Here is a 21,569-nt window from a genome sequence, read left to right as displayed (position 1 = left end):
ATCGCGAGACCGAGACCTTCCTCGCCGGGCGTGGCCACCGCCCGATGCGCGAGCAACTGGTACGCGATCACGCCCGCCACAGCCAGACCCGCGCGCACGACGCCCAGCGCCGCTTCCCTCGGGGAGCGGGCGCTGTCCGGACGACGGTCCGGCGAGGGCGCGGCTGGCGCGGCGGTGCGGCGTGACATCGGGTTCCTTATCTTCAAATGGTAGTGGGCGGCGGCTTCGGCGGCGCTATTTTCCATGTCGACAGCCGGCATGGATATGACAAAAAGGGGCCGCAAAAAGCCTGAAAGCGGGCGGCAGCCGTATTTTAGGGTGGCGGTGCAGCGCCGTCCGACAAGGCACCGGCAGGTTTGTAACCGTTTGTATGCCTCTGTGCAAGCCGCGACCCCGCTCCGAACGGGGCGCGCCCGATGCCGTGCAAGCGTCTGCGGCGGTCGTGTCCCAAAATTGCGGGCGAGACGGTTCGGAACGTCTGTAACCTTTCGGCGGGCGACACCGTATACGCCCCGATACCCATCGTCTAGAATCCGCGTAACTTTTACCAAACGATCCCTAAATCGGGCAGGCAGAGCGGGGTGAACGCGCCTGCGCGGCAAGCGGCGGCGCGGGCGATGTCCCGTCCGGCGCGGCCCCCGATGGGACGCAACCGCGGTACGACCGCGACACGACACGCACGCCTATGAACGCTCTCGAACATGAACTGGCCGCGCTCATCGTCGGCGAACTGAATCTCGAAGACGTCTCGCTCGACGACGTCACGGCCGAAACCCCGCTCTATGGCGAGGGCTTCGGGCTCGACTCCATCGACATCCTCGAAATCGCGCTGCTGATCTCGAAGAAGTACGGTTTCGAGCTGCGCTCGGACAACCCGGACAATGAAAAGATCTTCGCGACGCTCGGCGCGCTGGCCGCCTACGTCGACGCGCATCGCGTGCGCTGATCGCACGCGCCACGCGACCGACGAACGACAGGAGAGAGCCGATGCGCGCACTCGTGACCGGCGGCAGCGGAGTGATCGGCCAGGCGATCTGCGACGCCCTGGCCGCGGCGGGGCATGAAGTCTGGGTGCACGCGAACCGTCAGCTCGCGCAGGCCGAGGCCGTGGCGCAGCGCATCGTCGCGGCGGGCGGTCAGGCGCGCGCGATCGCGTTCGACGTCACCGACGCCGACGCCACCGAAGCCGCGCTCGCCCCGCTGATCGACGACGCCAACGGCGGCCCGGTGCAGATCCTCGTCAACAACGCGGGCATCACCGCCGACGCGCCGATGGCCGGCATGTCGCGCCAGCAGTGGCGCAGCGTGATCGACGTGTCGCTCAACGGTTTCTTCAACGTCACGCAGCCGCTTCTGCTGCCGATGATCCGCACGCGCCGCGGGCGCATCGTGAACGTCGCGTCGCTCGCGGGCGTGATGGGCAATCGCGGCCAGGTCAACTATTCGGCGGCCAAGGCCGGGCTGATCGGCGCGACCAAGGCGCTGTCGCTCGAAGTGGCGTCGCGCGGCATCACCGTGAATGCGATCGCGCCGGGCGTGATCGAGTCGCCGATGGCCGAGCGCGCGTTTCCCGCCGAGCGCCTCAAGCAGATCGTGCCCGCGCAGCGCGCCGGCAAGCCGGAGGAGGTGGCGGCGATGGTCGCCTATCTGGTCTCCGACGCCGCCGCCTACGTGACCGGCCAGGTGCTGTCGATCAACGGCGGCCTCGCCTGATCCGGCGCCGTCCCAACCATTCCGTTCCCGTTCCATGCAAGCCGACGTTACTTCCACCCCGCCGCGCGCCAGCGCGACGCATCTCGTCCTGATTCCGAGCTACAACCCCGGCATGAAGGTCGATGAGACGGTGCGCGCCGCGCGTGCGCACTGGAACCCCGTGTGGGTGGTCGTCGACGGCAGCACTGACGGCAGCGCCGAACGTCTGCAGGCGATGGCCGCGCAGGACGAGGGCCTGCGCGTGATCGTGCTGCCCGCCAATCGCGGCAAGGGCGGCGCGGTGCTCGCGGGCATCGAGGCCGCCGCGGCCCAGGGCTTCACGCACGCGCTCACGATGGACTCCGACGGGCAGCATCCCGCCGACCTGATCCCGCGCTTCATGGCCGCCTCGCAGGCGAATCCCGAGGCGATGGTGCTCGGTCGCCCGAAGTTCGACGCGAGCGCGCCGCAGCTGCGCGTGCAGGGCCGCCGCGTGTCGAATCTGCTCGCCGACGTGGAAACGCTGTGGGCGGGCATCGGCGATTCGCTGTATGGATTCCGCGTCTATCCGATCACGCCGCTGCGCACGATCATGACGCGCCTGCCGTGGATGCGCCGTTTCGACTTCGATCCCGAAGCCGCCGTGCGGCTGTGCTGGGCGGGCGTGCGGCCGATCCAGATCGAAGCGCCGGTGCGCTATTTCAAGGCCGACGAAGGCGGCGTCTCGCACTTCAACTATGCGCGCGACAATCTGCTGCTGTCGTGGATGCATCTGCGGCTCGTGGCCGGATTTGGCTTGCGTCTGCCGGGGCTGGTGGCGAAGCGCGTGGTGAGCGGCGGGCGCTGATTTCGTTCGGCATGCTGACTAATTGAACCGCGACGGTTGTGCGTTGATCGTGCGTTGGTCGTGCGTTTCATGCGCGCGCAACTGTGCTGGTCCGCGCGCACGCACTGTCACTTTCCGTGAAGGGCCGCTTGCCTGAGAATCGGCGCACGAGATCATTCGATCGTCGTCCGATAACAACATCAGGAGCACCCCATGAGCCGTCCTCAAGCCGTCCCCACCGTGCAGGTTTCGAACGCGCGCGCCATCGTCACCGAATGGCGCTTCGCGCCCGGCGCCGAAACCGGCTGGCACGTGCACGGTCACGATTACATCGTCGTGCCGCAAACCGATGGCGTGCTGCTGATCGAAACCCGCGACGGTCCGCGCGAGAAACCGCTCGTCGCGGGGCAGAGCTACGCGGGCTTGCAGGGCGTGGAGCACAACGTCGTCAATGCGTCGCCGCGCGACGTGGTGTTCGTCGAAGTCGAGATCAAGTAGACGTCGCCGCTCACGCGCGGCGCAATTGCGGCAGCGTCGCCGCTGCATTCAGCGCTTCAACATTCGCTTCACGCGGCGCGAAAGCCAGCGCCTCGCCAATCGCCTCGCCGACCAGAATGATCGCCGGACTGCCGAGCCCGACGTCGCGCGCGAGCGCCGCAATCGTGCCGAGCGCGCCCGTCACACGGCGCTCATTTGCGCTGCCCGCCCACTGCACGACGGCGGCGGGCGTGGTGGGCGAGAGCGCCTGCGCGAGCGTCGCGCACAAGCCCTCGATGCGGCTCATGCCCATGTAGATCGCGAGCGTCATGCCGGTGGCCGCGAGCGCGCGCCAGTCGGGCTCGCTGTGATCGCGCAGATGCGCCGTCACGAAGATCACGCCCTGGCAATGATCGCGATGCGTGAGCGAGACGCCGAGTCCCGCCGCCGCCGCGAACGCCGACGAAATCCCGTTCACGATCTCCACCGCAATCCCCGCGCGATCGAGCGCCGCGAGTTCCTCGCCCGCGCGGCCGAACAGCAGCGCGTCGCCGCCTTTCACGCGCACGACATGCGCGCCTTTTTTCGCGTAACGCTGCATCAGGCGCTCGATAAACGCTTGCGGCGTCGAGCGGCAACCGCCGCGCTTGCCGACCTTGATGACGCGCGCCTGCGGAGCGAGCGTGGCGATCTCGGGATTCACGAGGTCGTCGATCAGCACGACGTCCGCGCTCGCGAGCACTTTCGCCGCCTTCAACGTCAGCAGGTCGAGGTCGCCCGGACCCGCGCTCAATAAAGTGACCTTGCCCATCGCGTCGATGGCGTTCCGGTTCGTCATGTCGATCATTTCGATTGCCCAATAAAAAACGGCGTCCGCTCGTCGTCGATGACGAGGGGACGCCGTTGTCCTGAGTTCTGCCCATCCTGCGAGGGCGATGCGTCGTGTGCCTGCATCGCGCGACGCGACCGGCATCGTTGCCGTTCGTATCGACCCGCACGCGCTGATCACGCAAGTTCCAGACCAGCGCGAGGGGCGATGCGCCCGCATGTCTCGTCGATGCTTATTTGAGCGCATTGCACGCGCCCGAAACCGGGTTCGCCGTTATCGAAAGCGGCGGAGCAACACCCTCGCATGCACGACGGCAGCGCACAGCGACTGTGCTGCACGGCACCAAATCTGTGCTCCGCTGCATCACGACGCGTCAGGCCGTTGCGGTGCGCCGCGCGCGAGCGATCCCGCGAAAAGCCCGCTGCACGGGGCTTTCACGCCGCGCGCACGAATTGGCACAGCGCTTGCATAACGATCATCGAACAGGATCAACGGCGATCCGGCTGCGCAGCAGCAGAGCAGTGCAAATCGATTGAATTCAGGGCAACGGCGTCCCCCGAGTCTGGCTTATTGCAAGCTGGCTTCGCGGGACGCCTTTTTATTTGGTGCACAAGCATGACGCAAACTACGCTCGCAGTGAACGGTCTGAACGTCGTCGTCATTGGCCACGGCATGGTGGGCCATAAATTTCTCGAGAGCGTGCTCGCCGAAAGCGCGAACGTGCGCGTCACGGTGCTCTGCGAAGAGTCGCGTCCGGCTTATGACCGCGTGCATCTCTCCGAATTTTTCGCGGGCAAGAGCGCCGACGATCTCTCGCTCGTCGCGCCGGGCTTCTTCGAACGCGACGACGTGCGCGAGCGCGTGCGTCTCGTGCTTGACGCGAAAGCCGTGTCGATCGATCGCGAAGCGCGCACCGTGAGCGTGTCGAACGGCGAAACGCTCGCGTACGACAAGCTCGTGATCGCCACCGGCTCGGTGCCGTTCGTGCCGCCGATCGACGGCAACGATCGGGCGGATTGCTTCGTCTATCGCACGATCGACGATCTCGAAGCGATGCAGGCGCGCGGCGCGAGCGCGACCACGGGCGTGGTGGTCGGCGGCGGCCTGCTCGGTCTCGAATGCGCGAAGGCGCTGCGCGATCTCGGCCTGCAGACGCATGTGGTGGAATTCGCGCCGCGCCTGATGGCCGTGCAGGTCGACGACGACGGCGGCCGCGTGCTGCGCGCGAAGATCGAAGAACTCGGCGTGACGGTGCACACGCAGAAGAACACCACGGCCATCGTCGACGGCGAAAGCGCCGCGAATCGCATGGTGTTCGCCGACGGCACGCACCTCGACACCGACATGATCGTGTTCTCGGCAGGCATTCGTCCGCGCGACGAAATCGCGCGCGCCTGCGGGCTCGACGTGGGTCCGCGCGGCGGCATCGCCATCGACAATGAGTGCCGCACGAGCGATCCGCATATCTACGCGATCGGCGAATGCGCGCTGTGGCAAGGTCAGATTTTCGGCCTCGTTGCGCCCGGTTACGACATGGCGCGCAACGTGGCGAAGACGCTGGCGGGTGAAGCGACGGGTGAAGCGGCGGCGACGTGCTTCGCGGGCGCGGACATGAGCACCAAGCTCAAGCTGATGGGCGTGGATGTGGCGAGCATCGGCGACGCGCATGGCAAGACGCCGGGCAGCCGCGCCTATCGTTTCGCCGACGAACGCCGCCAGGTCTACAAGAAACTCGTGGTGTCCGAATGCGGCACGAAGCTGCTCGGCGCGGTGATGGTCGGCGACGCGAGCGAATACGGCACGCTGCTGCAAATGATGCTCAACGGCATCGCGCTGCCGGAAGCGCCCGAATTCCTGATCCTGCCGCAAGCCGACGGCAGCGCCAAGCCCGCGCTCGGCGTGGAAGCGCTGCCCGACGGCGCGCAGATCTGTTCGTGCAACAACGTCTCGAAGGCGCAGATCTGCGCGGCCGTGCGCGACGGCGCGACCAGCATCGGCGCGATGAAGGCCACGACCTGCGCGGGCGCATCGTGCGGCGGCTGCGTGCCGCTCGTCACGCAGATCATGAAGTCGGAGATGAAGCGTCAGGGTCTCAGCGTCAACAATCATCTCTGCGAGCACTTCCCGTATTCGCGCCAGGAGCTGTATCACATCGTGCGCGTCGAGCAGATCAAGACCTTCGGCGAGTTGCTCGCGAAGCACGGTCACGGTCTCGGTTGCGATGTCTGCAAGCCCGCGGTTGCCGGCATTCTCGCCTCGTGCTGGAACGAATTCGTGCTCAAGAAGGAGCACGCGAGCCTGCAGGATTCGAACGACTACTACCTCGCCAACATCCAGCGCGACGGAACCTATTCGGTCGTGCCGCGTATGCCGGGCGGCGAGGTCACGCCCGAAGGGCTGATCGCCGTGGGCATGGTGGCGAAGAAGTACGGCCTCTATACGAAGATCACGGGTGGCCAGCGCGTGGACCTGTTCGGTGCGCGTGTCGAGCAATTGCCGCTTATCTGGGAAGAACTGATCGAAGCGGGTTTCGAATCGGGCCATGCCTACGGCAAGTCGCTGCGCACCGTGAAGTCGTGCGTCGGCTCGACGTGGTGCCGTTACGGCGTGGGCGATTCGGTCGGTCTCGCGATTGGCCTGGAGAACCGCTACAAAGGCCTGCGCGCGCCGCACAAGATCAAGTTCGGCGTCTCGGGCTGCACGCGCGAGTGCGCGGAAGCGCAGGGCAAGGACGTGGGCGTGATCGCCACGGAAAAGGGCTGGAATCTGTATGTGTGCGGTAACGGCGGCATGAAGCCGCGCCACGCCGAACTGCTCGCCGCCGACCTCGACCGCGACACGCTGATCCGCTACATCGACCGCTTCCTGATGTTCTACGTGCGCACGGCCGACCGCCTGCAACGCACGAGCGTGTGGCGCGACAACCTCGAAGGCGGCCTCGATTATCTGATCGACGTGGTCGTGAACGACAAGCTCGGTCTCGCCGCCGAACTCGAAGCGGAGATGCAGCTCGTGGTCGACACCTACGAAGACGAATGGAAGGTCGCCGTGACCGATCCGGCCACGCGCCGCCGCTTCCGTCACTTCGTCAACAGCGATGCGGGCGATGCGAACGTGACTTTCGTCGAAGAACGCGGACAGATCCGTCCGGCCACGCTCGAAGAACGCAAGGGCATGCCGGTGCGTGCGCCGTACGAAGGGCTGGCGGCGATTCCGGTCGTCGCCGAAACGATGTGACGTGGCGGTTTTCGATCAACAGATAACGAGGAATCCGAAATGAATGCCATTCTTCAGCAAGACGAAACCTGGGTGTCGATCTGCCAGCTCGACGACATCGTGCCGAATACCGGCGTGTGCGCGCTCGTGAACGGCGAGCAGGTCGCCGTGTTCCATATCGACGACGGCGCGGCGCGCGTGTTCGCGATCGGCAACTACGATCCGAACTCGAACGCGGCCGTGCTCTCGCGCGGTCTCGTCGGCAGCCTGGGCGAGCGCATCGTGGTGGCGTCGCCGATCTACAAGCATCACTTCGATCTGGAAACCGGCGAGTGCCTCGAAGTGCCGGGCAGCTCGGTGAACGCGTTCGCCACGCGCGTGGAAAACGGCCAGGTGTGGATTTCAGCCTGATTTTCAAGCTGTTTTCCTGATTCGCTTCTCCATTTCATCACGCCGATCCGAACGCGCATGAGCAGCCCGAAGTCCGCGAAATCCGTCAAGACCGTGTGCCCCTACTGCGGTGTGGGCTGCGGCATGATCCTGCAGGTCGAGGATGGCGCGGTCACGAAAATCGCCGGCGACGCCGAGCATCCGACCAACTTCGGGCGGCTCTGCACGAAGGGTTCGTCGGCGCACGTGGCGCTGCGCAATTCGGGGCGTCTCGAACGCGCGTTCGTGCGTCACGCACGCGATGCGGACCCCGTGCCGCTGCCGATCGCGCAGGCCATCGCCGACACGGCCAGGCGGCTGCGCGCGACGCTCGACGCGCACGGCCCCGATGCGCTCTCGTTCTACGTCTCGGGCCAGATGTCGATCGAGGCGCAGTATCTCGTCAACAAGCTCGCGAAGGGCTATGTCGGCACCAACAACATCGAGTCGAATTCGCGGCTGTGCATGGCGAGCGCGGGCAGCGGCTACAAGCTCTCGCTTGGCGCGGACGGCCCGCCCGGTTCGTATCAGGACTTCGACAAGGCCGATCTGTTCTTCGTGATCGGCGCGAACATGGCGGACTGCCATCCGATCCTGTTCCTGCGCATGATGGACCGCGTGAAGGCGGGCGCGAAGCTGATCGTCGTCGATCCGCGCCGCAACGCGACCGCCGATAAAGCCTCGCTGTTCCTGCAGATCAAGGCGGGCACCGACCTCGCGCTGCTCAACGGGCTGCTGCATCTGCTGCACGAAAACGGCCAGACGGATAGCGATTTCATCGCGCAGTACACGCAGGGCTGGGACGAGATGCCCGCGTTTCTCGCCGATTACACGCCCGACAAAGTCGCGCAAATCACCGGCATCGCCGCCGACGACATTCGCCGCGCCGCGCAGATGATCGGCGACGCGCCCGAGTTCATGACCTGCTGGACCATGGGCCTGAACCAGAGCACGCACGGCACGTGGAGCACCAACGCGATCTGCAATCTGCATCTGGCGACGGGCAAAATCTGCCGTCCGGGCAGCGGGCCGTTTTCGCTCACGGGCCAGCCGAACGCGATGGGCGGGCGCGAGATGGGCTATATGGGTCCGGGCCTGCCGGGTCAGCGCTCGGTGCTTTCCGAGGAAGATCGCGGCTTCGTCGAGGACGCCTGGTCGCTGCCGCGCGGCACGCTCACGACGAAGCTCGGCGGCGGCACCATCGACATGTTCGATCGCATGGCCGCGGGCGAGATCAAGGCGTGCTGGATCATCTGCACGAATCCGGTGGCTTCGGTGGCGAACCGCAAGACCGTGGTGGCCGGTTTGCGCGCCGCCGACCTCGTGATCGCGCAGGACGCCTTTCTCGACACCGAAACCAACGCCTACGCCGACGTGCTGCTGCCCGGCGCGCTCTGGGCCGAGGCCGAAGGCGTGATGATCAATTCCGAGCGCAACATGACGCTCATGCAGCAAGCCGTCGAGCCGCCGGGCGAGGCGCTGCCCGACTGGGAACTGATCGCGCGCGTGGCCTGCGCGATGGGTTACGCAGACGCATTCAGCTACGCGAGCGCGGCGGAGGTTTTCGAGGAAATCGTGCGGTTCTCGAATCCGAAGACCGGCTACGATCTGCGCGGCGCGAGCCACGCGAAGCTGCGCGAGACGCCGCTGCAATGGCCGTGCGCGCCCGCCGATGCGCAAGGCGCGCAAAACGAGCGCAATCCGCTGCGTTATCTGAACGACGGCGTGAGCCAGACCTTGCGTGAAAACGCCGACGGCACGCGTCCGCGTCTCGCGTTCGCCACGCCGCATGGCAAGGGCGTGTTCTTCGCGCGCCCGCACGTCGCGCCCGCCGAACTGCCCGACGGCACTTTTCCCATCGTCTTCAATACGGGGCGATTGCAGCACCAGTGGCACACCATGACCAAGACCGGCAAGGTGGCCATGCTCAACAAGCTCAATCCGGCGCCGTTCGTCGAGATTCATCCCGAGGATGCGAGCGCGCTCGGCATCGCGGCGAAGGATCGCGTGGAAGTGCGTTCGCGGCGCGGCCGCGTCGTGCTGCCCGCCGTCGTCACCGATCGCGTGATGCCCGGCAACTGTTTCGCGCCGATGCACTGGAACGACGTGTTCGGCGACGAACTGTGCGTGAACGCCGTCACCAACGATGCCATCGACGCGATTTCCCAGCAGCCCGAACTCAAGTTTTGCGCGGTCGCACTTACGCGTGTCGAAGCCGAACCGGCGCCCGCGCCCGGCACCGCTGCACCCGACGCCGAACCGACTCCCGAGCGCGCCGCCGCTCCACTGCTCCAGGAAAGCACCATGTCCCGCGAAGTGACTCACGACGGCGCGCGCCTCGACGCGTTTGCGAATCTGTTTGGCCTCGGCGAGCTGGCCGCGCCGACGCTGAACGAAACGGAGCGGCTCTGGCTGGCGGGTTTCGTCGGCGGCTTGCGTGCGTCGCAAGCGCGCGGCGAGGGCGTGCCATCCTTGCCCGCGCATGCACCGTTCGCGCCCGCCACGCGTGCGTGGGTCGACGGCACGCTCGCGGGTTTGTTCAGCGGCGGCGCGCCGGCCGCGCTGGAATCGGCACACACTGCGCACGCGGAGAGCGGCCTGCACGCGCTGCAAGGCGACAAGAGCACGGCCGTGCGCATTGCGCATGCGCGTCCGAAAGTGACGCTGCTCTGGGCCTCGCAGACCGGCAATGTCGAATCGCTGGTCGAGCGCTACGCGATGCAACTGATGGAGTCGGGCTTCGAGATCCGCGCGACCTGTATGGCCGATTACGCGCCGGAGACGCTGGAGAAAGCGCAGTACGTGTTGCTGATGACCAGCACCTTCGGCGACGGCGACGCGCCCGACAACGGCGAGTCGTTCTGGTCGGCGCTGAAGGCGCTGAAGGCCGATAGCGCGCCGCGCCTCGCGTCGCTGCGTTATGCGGTGCTCGCGCTCGGCGACCGCAATTACGATCAGTTTTGCGGTCACGGCCGCAATCTCGATGCACGTCTGGATGCGCTCGGCGCGCAACGTCTGATGGCGCGCGTGGATTGCGACAGCGAGTATCAGGAGACTGCCGACGCGTGGCTCGAACGCGTGGTCCAGCGCATCAAGGAAGAGGACGCGGCGTTGCACGCGGTGCCCGCGGGCGGCGCGATTCCCGAGGCGCTGCCCGGCAGCGCGCCGACGAAGGCGCGGCCCGCCGCGTCACGTTTGATCGGCAATGTGCGGCTGAACATGAAGGGTGCGTCGAAAGACACGCGTTATTTCTCGCTCGCGACCGCCGAAGCGGGCCTCGAATACGAAGCGGGCGACGCGCTCGGCGTGTGGCCGATCAACTGCCCGGCACTCGTCGACGAACTGCTCGATCTCACGCATCTGCACGGCGATGCCTCGGTGGACGTGCCGGGCGCGGGCGCGATGCGTCTCGCCGATGCGCTCGCCACGCACTACGAAATCGCGCGTCCCGGTCCCGATGCGCTGGCCTTCGTCGCCGCGCGCGCGAAGGACACGGGACTCGCGGCGATGCTCGGCGAGGAGCGCAAGGGCGACCTCAAGCAGTGGCTCTGGGGCCAGCAGCTCGCGGACGTGTTGCACGAATATCCGGTCGAACTCTCGGCGCCGGAACTGATCGGCATGCTCAAGCGTTTGCAGCCGCGTCTCTATTCGATCTCGTCGAGCCCGAAGGCGCACGCGGGCGAAGTGCATCTGACTGTTTCGGCCGTGCGCTACAACAATGGCCGACGCGAGCGCAAGGGCGTGGCGTCCACCTTCCTCGCCGATCGCGTGGCCGAAGGCAGCGTGCCGGTGTTCGTGCAGAAGAGCACGCACTTCCGCCCGCCGCGCCACGGCGATACGCCGATGATCATGGTCGGCCCCGGCACGGGCGTCGCGCCGTTCCGCGCCTTCCTGCACGAACGGCGCGCGCGCGGAGACTCGGGCCGCAACTGGCTGTTCTTCGGCGAGCAGCACGCGGCCACCGACTTCTACTATCGCGAAGAACTGGAGCAGATGCACGACGACGGTCTGCTCAATCGCCTCGATCTCGCGTTCTCGCGCGACCAGCAGGACAAGATCTACGTGCAGGACCGCATGCGCGAGCAGGGCGCGCAGATGTGGGCGTGGCTGGAAGAGGGCGCGCATCTGTATGTCTGCGGCGACGCGAGCCGTATGGCGAAAGACGTGGATGCCGCGCTGAAGTCGGTGGTCGCGCAGCATGGCGGCATGAGCGATGAGGCCGCCAGTGAATATGTTGGGCAGATGGCGCGCGAGAAGCGTTATGTGCGGGACGTGTATTGAAAGCGGCACACGTTACTGCAGGGCGTATCCACTGAGTTGCGCAGTGTGCGTCCGCACGCTCGTTCAGCGTCACGTCCCGGTTTGCGACTCCATCGCACTCTCCTCGCGCAGCAGTTCGAGAAAAGTCTGCTGGAACGCGGTGCCGAGCCAGTCGGTTCGCACTGTGTATCCAACCGCGCGGCTCGCACCGGGCAATTCCAGATTCAGCGCGACCAGTTCGCGCCCCGGATACGCATCGCGAATCTGCGCGCGCGACAGCAAGGTCAAGCAATCGCTTTCCATGAGCATTGCCAGCATCATCGCGAGCGAACTGGTTTCCACGACCAAGGGCGGTTTGACCGGCAAGCGCGCGAATATCGAATCGATCACCGCGCGGCGCGGCACATTGTGTTGCGGCATGACCCAGTCATGGTCCGCCAGATCCGCGAGGACCACGGATTTACGCCTTGCCAGCGCGTGCCCCTTGCGCACGGCCACGACGTAGGGATCGGCAAACAATTCCGTTTCGTGGACGAGGCCCGTGAGACGCGGCTCTCGCAATCCGCCGACGAGGAAATCGATGCCGCCACTGCGCAACTCACGGAGCAGATGCGCATGAGACCCTTCCTCGACGGTGACTCGCGACGCGGGATAGCGCTGACGCAGCCGTTGAATGGCGCGCGCGACGAGGCGCGGCGGCAGCAAGGGCAGCACGCCGATCGACACCTTGCCGGTCAGTTGCCCGCGCGCGTAGGCGAGTTCATCGACCGCCTGGGTGATTTCATAGAGCGCAAGGCTCAAGCAGCGCGCGAACTCGACGCCGGCGGGGTTCGCCGACACGTTATGCACGCGACGCCGGTAAAGCGACACGCCGACATTCTGCTCAAGCTGCCGTGCCGCCCGATGCACCGCGGGCTGCGAGATCCCCAGCGATAGCGCCGCCTCGGCGGCGGACCCGCCTTCGGCCATCGCCACGTGGCAGCGTACCTGCGCGTCGGTCAAGCGCCGGCAAATCTTGGCCGCGTTTGCCGCCGGTTGACCGGTCAGGACAACAACCGCGCGCTCCATCTGATCGAGCATGCGCCGCACGCGCCGCTGCACGATGATCCCGTCTCCCGTCAACTCACTGCCGCCGAATCCCCGCTCGAATAGCTGGCAGTCGAAACTCGCTTCGAGTTTGTTGATCGCCATGCTCACGGCCGGCTGCGTGCGCCCGGCGTGTATGGCGGCCTGGCCGATTCCGCCCGCTTCGCACACGGCGTCGAAGAGAAAGAGACGCCGTAATCGCGCCAGATCATCGCCTGGCGACGTGTGTCCATCGACCTGCATCGAGCCTCCGAAAAGACCAGGAGAAAACCCTTAGCTTAACGGAAATTGATGGCCTGCGGCTCACTTCGTATTGAGTCCTGGCGTGGCATCTCACTTACAGTAACGTTCAATTCAGCAGGGCATTTTCAGCCAGGAGCACCTTCATGTCCGTCGTGATCGACACGCATACGCACGCAATTTCGCCTGATACGCAACGTTATCCGCTCGCGCCGGTGGGCGGGCATCAATCGGAATGGTCCGCCAAACGACCGGTCGATTACGAAGGTCTGCTCGCATCGATGGACGAGGCGGGCATCGACCGCGCCGTGGTCGTGCAGGCGTCGACCGTCTACGGAAACGACAATAGTTATGTCGTGGATGCGGTGCGCGCACATCCGGATCGCTTTGCCGGCGTGTTCTCGATCGATGTGCTGGCAAGCGATGCCGTCACGCAAATGCAGCGCTGGCTCGACGCCGGTCTCGCGGGGCTGCGCCTGTTCACGACCGGCAGCACGATGCCGGGCCAGGCGGGCTGGCTCGATGACGAGCGTTCGTTTCCGGTCTGGGACTATGCGCAGCGCCATGGCGTGTCGATCTGCCTGCAGATGACGGCTCAGGGCATTCCCGCGCTGCTGAACATGCTCGCGCGCTTTCCGGATATCCGCGTGCTGCTCGACCATCTGGCGCGCCCTGAACTCGCCGGCGGGCCGCCTTATGAAGCAGCGGCGCCGCTGTTCAGCCTCGCGTCGCATCAGGGCGTCTATCTGAAGCTGACCAATCGCACGATCGCCGCCGCCGCGCAAGGCGACTCGACGCCGGCGCAGTTTTTCCCGCGCGTGCTCGATGCGTTTGGCGCAAAGCGGATTGCGTGGGGATCGAATTTCCCCGCGGCCGAAGGCGCGCTGTCGCAATTGCTGACGGAAGCGCGCGAGAGCCTTTCCATGTTGCCGACCGACGCGCAACAGGCGATTTTCAGCGGTACGGCGCGTGCGGTGTATCCGTCGCTTGCTGCCTGAGCCCGCACCATGCAAAGTGAAATCCTGAACGTGAACAGCCCATCCCAACCTTTGCGATTGAAGGCCGCGCTGAAGTCCTATGCGCACACGCGCGCGCTCAAAGCCGGCGATCTGACTGACCCGTCTGTCGAACTCGTATTCGACGAAATCGAGCCCATTCACAACGCGTTCGCGCCGATGGCGCGTCGTCAGGCATTCGACGTCAGCGAGCTGGCGATCGTCACGTATCTGCAGGCGAAGGCGTATGGCAAGCCGCTGATCCTGTTGCCTGCCGTGGTGGCCGCGCGTTTCCAGCAGGGCTGCATTATTTGCAGCACCGCGCGTCCCAGGCCCGCACTCGATGCGTTGGCGGGCAAGCGCATTGGCGTGCGTGCGTACTCGCAAACCACCGGCATGTGGGTGCGGGCGATCCTCGGCGAAACCTATGGCGTGCCGCTCGAACAGATTGATTGGGTGACGCTCGATCGTGGCCATCTGGAGGAGTACACCGAACCGCCGTTCGTCAGCCATGCCGAGCCGGGCAAACAGCTTTTATCGATGTTGCGTTCGGGCGAAATCGACGCCGCGATTCTCGGCAACGATCTGCCCGACGATCCGGACTTCACGCCGCTGATCGACAACGCCGCCGCCGCCGATCGTGAGTGGTATGCACGACATGGTTACGTGCCGATCAATCACGTGGTCGTCGTGACGGAAGATCTTGCGAAGACGCATCCTCTGGCCGTGCGTGCGGTGTACGAATTGCTCAAGCGCGGCAAGGACTCGGTCGCCGCGCAGAATGCAGGAACACCTGACAAACTGCTGTTCGGTTATGACGCGCTGCGCGGGCCGCTCGAAGAGACGATCCAGTATTGCGAGCAGCAGAAGTTATTACCGCGCAAGCTGAGCGTCGACGAAATCTTCGCGGATAGTCTGCGTATTCTGGGCGAAGCCGGACGCTGAAGCGCCGTCTTTCGCGTGACCCGCGTTCGAGCGAATCTGAATTCGCCGCTGTTTTACAAGGAGATATCATGGCTCTGCCAGGCAAAGGCACCGCTTCGCCACCGAGAGGTCGCCGTCCGTTCTATCGCGACTTGTCGCTCCAGGTGCTGGCCGGCATGGCCTTGGGTACCGCCACGGGCTATTTCTTCCCGAGGTTCGGCATCAATCTCCAGCCGCTCGGCGATGCGTTCATTCGCATTATCCAGATGCTGATCGGGCCCATCATTTTCTGCACCGTATGCAGCGGGATCGCGGGCGTCAACGACTTCAAGAAAGTGGGGCGGGTCGCCATCAAGGCGCTCGTTTATTTTGAAGTCGTGACGTCGCTGGCGCTCGTGCTGGGTCTCGTCGTCGTCAATCTGCTCAAGCCCGGTGTCGGCATGAATGTCGATCTTCATGGCATGCATTCGGCTGCGGTCGATAGCTATGTCGCGAAGGCGCATCATGTCGTGACGACGAGCGAGTTTCTGCTCAACGTCATTCCGCACACGGCGATCAGCGCCTTCGCGGGCGGCGACGTGCTGCAGGTGCTGTTCTTTTCGGTGTTGTTCGCGTTTGGGCTCGCAGCAATCGGCGAGCGCGCGCAACCGGCATTGAATCTGATCGAGTCCGTCTCTGGCGCGCTGTTCTGGATCATCGGTCTGACGATGAAGATCGCGCCGCTTGCCGCGTTCGGCGCGATTGCCTTTACGGTCAGCAAATTCGGTTTCGGTACGCTCATGTCACTCGGCAAATTGCTGCTCGAGTTTTATCTGACGTGTGCGCTGTTCATTCTGTTGATTCTCTGGCCGATCGCGAAGGTCAATGGCTTCAGTCTGCTACGTCTGATGCGTTACATCGGCGCGGAATTGCTGCTCGTGATCGGTACGAGTTCGTCGGAGACCGTGTTTCCGCAATTGATCGACAAACTCGAACGGCTGGGTTGCGAGAAGTCGGTGGTTGGTCTCGTTTTGCCGACTGCCTATACGTTCAATCACGACGGAACCTGTCTCTACTTCGCCGCAGCGGCGGTGTTTCTCGCGCAGGCCACCAACACGCCGATGACCTGGCACGATCAACTGGTCCTGCTCGCCGTTCTGCTGCTGACGTCAAAGGGCGCGGCGGGTGTGTCCGGCGCGGCGATCGCCGTGCTGGCCGCCACGCTCGCTGCGTCGAACACCATTCCGGTCGAATCCATCGCGTTGATACTCGGCATCCACAAGGCGCTGTCGAGCGGCTTTGTGTTCACCAATATCGTCGGCAATACGGTGGCGACCATCGTGGTGGCGAACTGGGAAAAGGCGCTGGACCGCGTGGCGCTGCGCCGGGAATTGAAGTCGGGATTCAAACCCGCGCCGGTGGCGTCGGCGCGTCTCAATCAGACCCATAGCGGTCACGCCGGTAACTAGTCGCACGGAATTGCGGCACCGGCGGCACCGATGGAGCGGTTCCGCCGGTGCGAAGAAGCAAACGCATATCAAGGAGTTTTATTCATTTAGTTAGTCATACATATCGTTCGGAGGTTGTCGTTTCCTTCGCACGATAAAAATAAAATACATAAACGGAGACATGGCATGAAAGCACTCGCGTGGAGAAGCATTGGCGTTGGACTGTCACTCGCAGCCGGCACCGCGCCGGCGTGGTCGCAAAGCAGCATTCAGATCTACGGCACGGCGGACGGCGGCGTCCGTTACCAGACCAACGCGGTCAAAGGCGGCGGCACGGTGGTAACCATGAATTCGAACGGCTACTACAGTTCGAATAAACTGGGCTTTCTTGGAAAGGAAGACCTGGGCGACGGATGGAATGCGCACTTTCGTCTGGAAAGCGGCTTCAATCTCGGCAACGGGCAACTGGACAACACCACCAACACGTTATTCAACCGCCAGTCGTTTGTCGGCATCGGCAATCGCAAATACGGCTCGCTCGACTTCGGGCGGCAGTACACGATCGCGCACGACATCATCAGCATTTACGATCCGTTCGGTTTTCATTACACGCCGATTCTGCCGCTCACTCAGGCGTCGGACGGCACGCGCAACAACAACTCCGTCAAATACAAGAACGACTTCGGACCCTTGCTGTTCGAGGTGGATAATTCGTTTGGCGGCGTGGCGGGCAATTTCAGCAGCGGCGCAACGCGCTCGGTCGGCGTGAGTTACAGCATGGGACCGGCGAGTGTTGGCGGCGTGTACGGACATCGCAACATTCTCACCGGCACGGCTTATATCGGCGACAGTTATTACATGGCGGGCGCCGCCTACCGCATCGGTACGGTGAAACTCTCGGGCGGTTTTATGTCGGAGGATCTGCAGAATCCGGCCACTGCGCACCAGGTGACAAACAATGCGTTCGGCGGCTTCTCGTGGGATATTCAGCCCTACCTGATTCTCGGCGGCGGCTATTACCAGACCACCGTGTCGACCGACAAGGCGGGGCGCCGTGGTCTCGCGATCCTGTCGCTCGCGTACCTGCTTTCCAAGCGCACGACGCTCTATAGCGAAGTCGACTACACGTCGTACCGGCACGCGGTCGTCAGCACGCTCAACCCCGCCGGCGCGTCGAGCCAGACGGCCGTGACCGTGGGTCTGGACGTGCTGTTCTAGCCGCACGGATCTCGCCGATACGCCCGCTCAAAAGCTCCGGCTCAACCAGCCAAACGCGTGCAGCGTCGATGTCGAAATCGGCGTGGCGATGGCGGCGCTGATATTGCCGGGCATCGGCAGATCGATCACGCGGATGGCGTTCGCGTCGTCGCGCATCAGCGACATCGCGCCGACGCGATGCGCACACAACGCTTCGACATAATCGACTGGCTGTGCAAGCAATTGCGATGCGCACGCGGCGCGCGCGCTCGCGAGACTGATATCGGCGTCCGGGCGAGCAGTATCCGGCAACAAGGTTTCGAGACCGAACGCGTCGGCGCTCATGGCGAGCGTGATCCAGATGCCCGCGAAGGCGATGCGCAGCGAAAGCGGCGAAGGGCAGCCCGATTCGTCGAGGACCGGCTGGCCGTGCGCATCGTCGGAGAGGGCAATGGTTTCGGGCGACTTGTCGAGCGCATCGCCGAGAATGCGGCGCAACGAAACGCGCGCGATCGCATAGCGCCGCGCAAAGGCGGGGTTGCGATGATGGCGCATCCGTGCCGTTTCCTCGCGCGACAGCCACAGCGCCGCTTCTTCGCGATTCAGATAATCCCAGCTTGCGGCGAGTCGCCAGATCATCAGTTCGCCGCTGCGTGGCAGGGCGTGTTCCTTGCGCGTGTGCAGGCCCGAACGGTGCGGAATGAACTCGATGCCGGGTGTCGCATAGATAGGGTGTGACGAGTGAAAACCGCGCGCGGCTCCCGCATGCGTCGTGTCTTGCACGCTGCCTCCTTGTCGTTGAAATCGCGGCGCTGGCTGCTTGTTTGCGGGCGCGCCTGTCTTCGTGAATGGCGCGATGCAGCGCTTATTTCGCGGCGCCGAACCACTCGCGCACATAGTCCGCGGCTGGCGGTCGCGGTTTGTCGGCGGCCGATGCGGGCGGCGTGCCGACGAACAGAAATCCGAGCACTTGCTCGTTTTCCGCGAAGCCGAGCGCGTCGTGGATGCGTGCGTCGTAGCTGTCCGCGCCGGTCGCCCAGAATCCGCCATAGCCGAGCGCATGAATCGCGTTGAGCATGTTCATTGCCGCCGCGCCGAGCGCGAGCACCTGTTCGACTTCGGGGATGCCTTCGTCGTGCGAGATCGCGGCTGCGAGCGCGATCACGAGCGGCGCGGCAAAGGCCTTTTGCCGACGATGCGCGTGCGCTTCGCGCGGCGAATCCGGCGTGCGTGAAGCCGCGATATCGACGAGCACGTCGCCCAGTGCGCCGCGTGCTTCGCCGCGCACGACGACGAAGCGCCATGGCCGCAACTTGCCATGATCGGGCGCGCGCATGGCGGCTTCGAAGATCAGATCCAGCTCGGCGTCGCGCGGACCGGGTTCGGCCAGCGGCCAGTGCGAGCGTCGCGAGAGCAGCACGTCGAGCGCTGCATTGGCGCGGACGTTCGTCGGGTCGTTCGCGAGGTTGTTCGCAGTCTCAGCAGCGGGGCGCGAAGGCGCAAGCGTTGATGTTGTCATGAATATGAAAGGTTGACTGAAGAGTCTGGACGCCGCCTATGATGCGCAATTTTTGTCGCAATTACAAATGATTCGCATTCAGATTTTCGTGCGAGTGACTGAAACCGGCTCGGGAGCGGGGCACGAAACGGCGTATCGGCGGGCTTTTCAGCGAATTGGGAGAGGAGGGCGCGCGCATTCGATAACGCGCACGCAGGCGACGCTTATTCGCCGCGAGTTATGCGCGAAGAATCGCGCATATGAAAATCCGGCAATTAGTTCGGATTGCAGATTGAATTGACGGTAAGTCTTGCCTCTCGATTGGCTCGATGCGCTCACCGTCTGTTTGAAGCGTTTTGCACATTGCCGGGTTCGGACGTCGTGCGCGCGGAGGGTAACGCCTCGGCATGACACTTTCCATAAAGCCCCTTCGGCAATGAGTTTTAAATTGGCTTTCAAACAATCAATTACAAATTCGCCGTCGCTCCTTCAAGCCTTTGACTTCAAGGAAAAATGCGCGCGCGCTGCGGACTCGGCGCGGCTACCTCTCTCCCAGTCAGGTTGACACACTGAACCTCGACATCTACTGTTTGCGGTATGAATAGGAATGATTAGCGTTTACGTTTGCATTTGTTAATGAATGCGAGCGCAACGATGCGCGTTGCATAGACGTCAGCATCGAAATCGAGATCCGCATCGATATCCGCTTCAACATCCAGATCCACATAGCGATTCATCGCTTCGAACCAAGGAGGGCTGCAATGAGCTGGGGCGACGAGAACACCGTTTTCCATGTCGTGCTGAACCACGAAGAGCAATATTCGATCTGGCCGGCGTACAAGCCCGTGCCCGAGGGCTGGCGCGCGGAGGGCAAGAGCGGCACGCGCGACGAATGTCTCGCGCACATCGAGACCGTGTGGACCGATATGCGTCCGCTGAGCTTGCGCGAGGCGATGGCCGCGCAAGGCGCGCAAGCCTGACATGTCGGCGCGGCACGCCGACGCGGCGCTCACGCTGTACTGCCTGCCTTATGCGGGTGGCAATGCCGCGACGTATCGCGGCTGGGGCGAGTGGCTCGGGCCGCGCATCGACTGCGTGGCGCTCGATCTGCCGGGCCACGGCCGCCTGCGCTCGACACCCGCGCTCGCCGACTGGCCCGCGCTGATCGACGCGCTGCTCGCGAACCTCGATCCCTTGCCGACGCGGCCGTTCGCATTCTTCGGTCACAGCATGGGCGCACTGGTCGCGCTGGAACTGGCGCACGCGATCCGCGAGCGTCACGGGCGCGAGCCGTTGTGGTTCGGTGCATCCGCCTGCGTGGCGCCGCGCGAGCGCGAACTCGACGACGAAAACCCGTCGCACTGGCTCGCCTGCAGCACGGCGGAGATGGTGGCGGAGCTGCGACGGCTCGGCGGCACGCCCGACGAACTGCTCGCCGACGCGGAGTTTCTCGATCTCGCCTTGCCCGCCTTGCGCGCCGATTTCCATCTGTGTGCGAACCAGGCGCGGCGCGCGCGCGAGCGTTCGATACGACTGGGCTGCCCGATCTGGAGTTTCGGCGGAACAGATGATTCGGTATCCGAAAGAAATGAAAACCTGTCAGCGTGGCGTCACGAAACCACGGGAGGATTTCATCAGCGCATGTTGGAGGGCGGGCACTTTTTTGTCGAGACGGCGCGCGAGCAGGTGATCCGCGAAATCGCCGCGGCGCTGCACGCGCTGGCGTTCGCGACGCGCGCGGACGAGCCGGTTTATCCCTATTGATTTGATTCGATTTGATTCGATCCGATTTCGCCGCCACGCCGGCACAAGGAGCTTTCTTCATGACGCAGCGTTATCCCGCTCTATTCGATTTCGGCGATTTCGCCGGGCAAAGCGAAGCCTATGTCGCGCTGATCAAGCAATTCGCGGCCGCGCAGGCGTTTCGCAGCGCCACGGTCGACGAACTCGTGCTCGACGACGATTTCCATCGTCGCCCGTTGCGCCCCGAGGATTTCGAGTTTCTCAAGTTCATGAAGCCCGTGCGCAGCGATAACGTGAGCCGCCTGCCGTCGCTGGCCTCGAATCGCACGCTGCTGTCGATCTATGAGCTCGACGTCACGCGCGCGCCGCGCAGCGCCGACGCCGCCGACTGGGCGCGTTTCACCGACTTCTATCGCGACGACGTGCGCACGCTCGGCGCGCAACTCACGCCGTTTCTCGAAGCCTATGCGTTTTCGTATCTCGGCGATCAGGCCGCGGGCGACGAGCGCGACGACTTCGTGACGCAACGCCTCGCACAACTCTTCGAGAGCGAAACGCGCTTCTGGAGTGAAACGTTTGCGCGCCTGATGCGCAACGATTATCTGGAGGAAGGTCTGCGCTTCATCGCGATCCAGCGCTGGGCGCTCGCGCCGTCGCGCGGCCATGCGCTCGGACGCGCAGCGGCAGGCGGACGCTTCGACGGTCTGCCCGACGACGCACGTCCGGCGCT

The 21,569-nt window shown here is 64.5% G+C and carries 18 protein-coding genes and 2 pseudogenes; 14 read left to right on the top strand and 6 right to left on the bottom strand.

Features of this window, described 5'->3' with window-relative positions; genetic code table 11:
• Positions 1 to 188: pseudogene (locus tag G3N97_RS23945) on the bottom strand (hypothetical protein); the annotation flags it as partial.
• A 497-nt stretch (positions 189 to 685) separates the two neighbouring features.
• On the opposite strand from G3N97_RS23945, the gene G3N97_RS23940 reads away from it, so the two are divergent.
• The 4 genes from G3N97_RS23940 to G3N97_RS23925 all read left to right on the top strand — a co-directional run bounded on the left by G3N97_RS23940 (position 686) and on the right by G3N97_RS23925 (position 3,016).
• Complete coding sequence (locus G3N97_RS23940; protein ID WP_065059035.1) at positions 686 to 946, top strand: phosphopantetheine-binding protein; 261 nt, start codon at positions 686 to 688, stop codon at positions 944 to 946.
• A gap of 41 nt (positions 947 to 987) precedes the next feature.
• Positions 988 to 1,713 carry a 3-oxoacyl-ACP reductase FabG gene (gene fabG, locus G3N97_RS23935; RefSeq protein WP_205995423.1) on the top strand — a complete coding sequence of 242 codons (726 nt, stop codon included), beginning with the start codon at positions 988 to 990 and terminating at the stop codon, positions 1,711 to 1,713.
• Between the two features lie 34 nt (positions 1,714 to 1,747).
• Entirely contained in the window at positions 1,748 to 2,539 is a 792-nt protein-coding gene (locus G3N97_RS23930; RefSeq protein WP_205995422.1) for a glycosyltransferase family 2 protein, read from the top strand.
• 192 nt (positions 2,540 to 2,731) lie between these two features.
• Positions 2,732 to 3,016, top strand: a complete 285-nt coding sequence (locus G3N97_RS23925) for a cupin domain-containing protein (protein ID WP_205995421.1) — start codon at positions 2,732 to 2,734, stop codon at positions 3,014 to 3,016.
• Positions 3,017 to 3,026: 10 nt separating this feature from the next.
• Here the strand turns inward: G3N97_RS23925 and cobA are convergent, their stop codons facing one another.
• The gene (cobA, locus tag G3N97_RS23920) at positions 3,027 to 3,806 is read right to left on the bottom strand and encodes a uroporphyrinogen-III C-methyltransferase (protein ID WP_205995426.1); all 780 of its coding nucleotides are present in this window, start codon (positions 3,804 to 3,806) and stop codon (positions 3,027 to 3,029) included.
• Between the two features lie 663 nt (positions 3,807 to 4,469).
• Between cobA and nirB the strand changes: the two genes are divergently transcribed.
• Genes nirB through G3N97_RS23905 form a run of 3 tightly spaced genes read left to right on the top strand, consistent with a single transcriptional unit; the run spans position 4,470 to position 11,750 of the window.
• Complete coding sequence (gene nirB / locus G3N97_RS23915; RefSeq protein ID WP_205995425.1) at positions 4,470 to 7,061, top strand: nitrite reductase large subunit NirB; 2,592 nt, start codon at positions 4,470 to 4,472, stop codon at positions 7,059 to 7,061.
• Positions 7,062 to 7,100: 39 nt separating this feature from the next.
• Positions 7,101 to 7,451: a nitrite reductase small subunit NirD gene (gene nirD / locus G3N97_RS23910; protein ID WP_065059039.1), complete on the top strand. Its 351-nt coding sequence runs from the start codon at positions 7,101 to 7,103 to the stop codon at positions 7,449 to 7,451.
• A 57-nt stretch (positions 7,452 to 7,508) separates the two neighbouring features.
• Positions 7,509 to 11,750 carry a bifunctional nitrate reductase/sulfite reductase flavoprotein subunit alpha gene (locus tag G3N97_RS23905; RefSeq protein ID WP_205995420.1) on the top strand — a complete coding sequence of 1,414 codons (4,242 nt, stop codon included), beginning with the start codon at positions 7,509 to 7,511 and terminating at the stop codon, positions 11,748 to 11,750.
• Positions 11,751 to 11,819: 69 nt separating this feature from the next.
• On the opposite strand, the gene G3N97_RS23900 is transcribed toward G3N97_RS23905, so the two are convergent.
• Positions 11,820 to 13,058, bottom strand: a complete 1,239-nt coding sequence (locus tag G3N97_RS23900; protein WP_205995419.1) for a LysR family transcriptional regulator — start codon at positions 13,056 to 13,058, stop codon at positions 11,820 to 11,822.
• A gap of 143 nt (positions 13,059 to 13,201) precedes the next feature.
• Here G3N97_RS23900 and G3N97_RS23895 point away from each other — a divergent pair, with 143 nt between their 5' ends.
• From G3N97_RS23895 to G3N97_RS23880, 4 genes are all read left to right on the top strand, one after another.
• Entirely contained in the window at positions 13,202 to 14,053 is an 852-nt protein-coding gene (locus G3N97_RS23895; RefSeq protein ID WP_205995418.1) for an amidohydrolase family protein, read from the top strand.
• Positions 14,054 to 14,062: 9 nt separating this feature from the next.
• Positions 14,063 to 14,995, top strand: a complete 933-nt coding sequence (locus G3N97_RS23890; protein WP_241030796.1) for a hypothetical protein — start codon at positions 14,063 to 14,065, stop codon at positions 14,993 to 14,995.
• 68 nt (positions 14,996 to 15,063) lie between these two features.
• On the top strand, positions 15,064 to 16,422 hold the full coding sequence (gene dctA / locus G3N97_RS23885) for a C4-dicarboxylate transporter DctA (protein ID WP_205995417.1): 1,359 nt from the start codon (positions 15,064 to 15,066) through the stop codon (positions 16,420 to 16,422).
• 165 nt (positions 16,423 to 16,587) lie between these two features.
• On the top strand, positions 16,588 to 17,619 hold the full coding sequence (locus G3N97_RS23880; RefSeq protein ID WP_205995416.1) for a porin: 1,032 nt from the start codon (positions 16,588 to 16,590) through the stop codon (positions 17,617 to 17,619).
• A 27-nt stretch (positions 17,620 to 17,646) separates the two neighbouring features.
• Here G3N97_RS23880 and G3N97_RS23875 read toward each other — a convergent pair whose 3' ends face one another.
• The 3 genes from G3N97_RS23875 to G3N97_RS40010 all read right to left on the bottom strand — a co-directional run bounded on the left by G3N97_RS23875 (position 17,647) and on the right by G3N97_RS40010 (position 19,833).
• The gene (locus G3N97_RS23875; protein ID WP_205995415.1) at positions 17,647 to 18,381 is read right to left on the bottom strand and encodes a hypothetical protein; all 735 of its coding nucleotides are present in this window, start codon (positions 18,379 to 18,381) and stop codon (positions 17,647 to 17,649) included.
• 82 nt (positions 18,382 to 18,463) lie between these two features.
• A complete protein-coding gene (locus G3N97_RS23870) occupies positions 18,464 to 19,117 on the bottom strand; it encodes a nitroreductase (RefSeq protein WP_205995414.1) in 654 nt (217 codons plus the stop codon).
• 590 nt (positions 19,118 to 19,707) lie between these two features.
• A complete protein-coding gene (locus G3N97_RS40010; RefSeq protein ID WP_277397763.1) occupies positions 19,708 to 19,833 on the bottom strand; it encodes a hypothetical protein in 126 nt (41 codons plus the stop codon).
• Between the two features lie 24 nt (positions 19,834 to 19,857).
• On the opposite strand from G3N97_RS40010, the gene G3N97_RS23865 reads away from it, so the two are divergent.
• The 3 genes and pseudogenes from G3N97_RS23865 to G3N97_RS23855 all read left to right on the top strand — a co-directional run.
• The gene (locus tag G3N97_RS23865) at positions 19,858 to 20,076 is read left to right on the top strand and encodes an MbtH family NRPS accessory protein (protein ID WP_205995413.1); all 219 of its coding nucleotides are present in this window, start codon (positions 19,858 to 19,860) and stop codon (positions 20,074 to 20,076) included.
• 1 nt (position 20,077) lies between these two features.
• A complete protein-coding gene (locus G3N97_RS23860; RefSeq protein ID WP_205995412.1) occupies positions 20,078 to 20,860 on the top strand; it encodes an alpha/beta fold hydrolase in 783 nt (260 codons plus the stop codon).
• 59 nt (positions 20,861 to 20,919) lie between these two features.
• Positions 20,920 to 21,569: pseudogene (locus G3N97_RS23855) on the top strand (peptide synthetase); the annotation flags it as partial.

The organism is Paraburkholderia sp. Ac-20347, from assembly GCF_017104805.1.
GTDB lineage: Bacteria > Pseudomonadota > Gammaproteobacteria > Burkholderiales > Burkholderiaceae > Paraburkholderia > Paraburkholderia tropica.
This window is presented reverse-complemented; position numbering and strand designations above follow the sequence as displayed.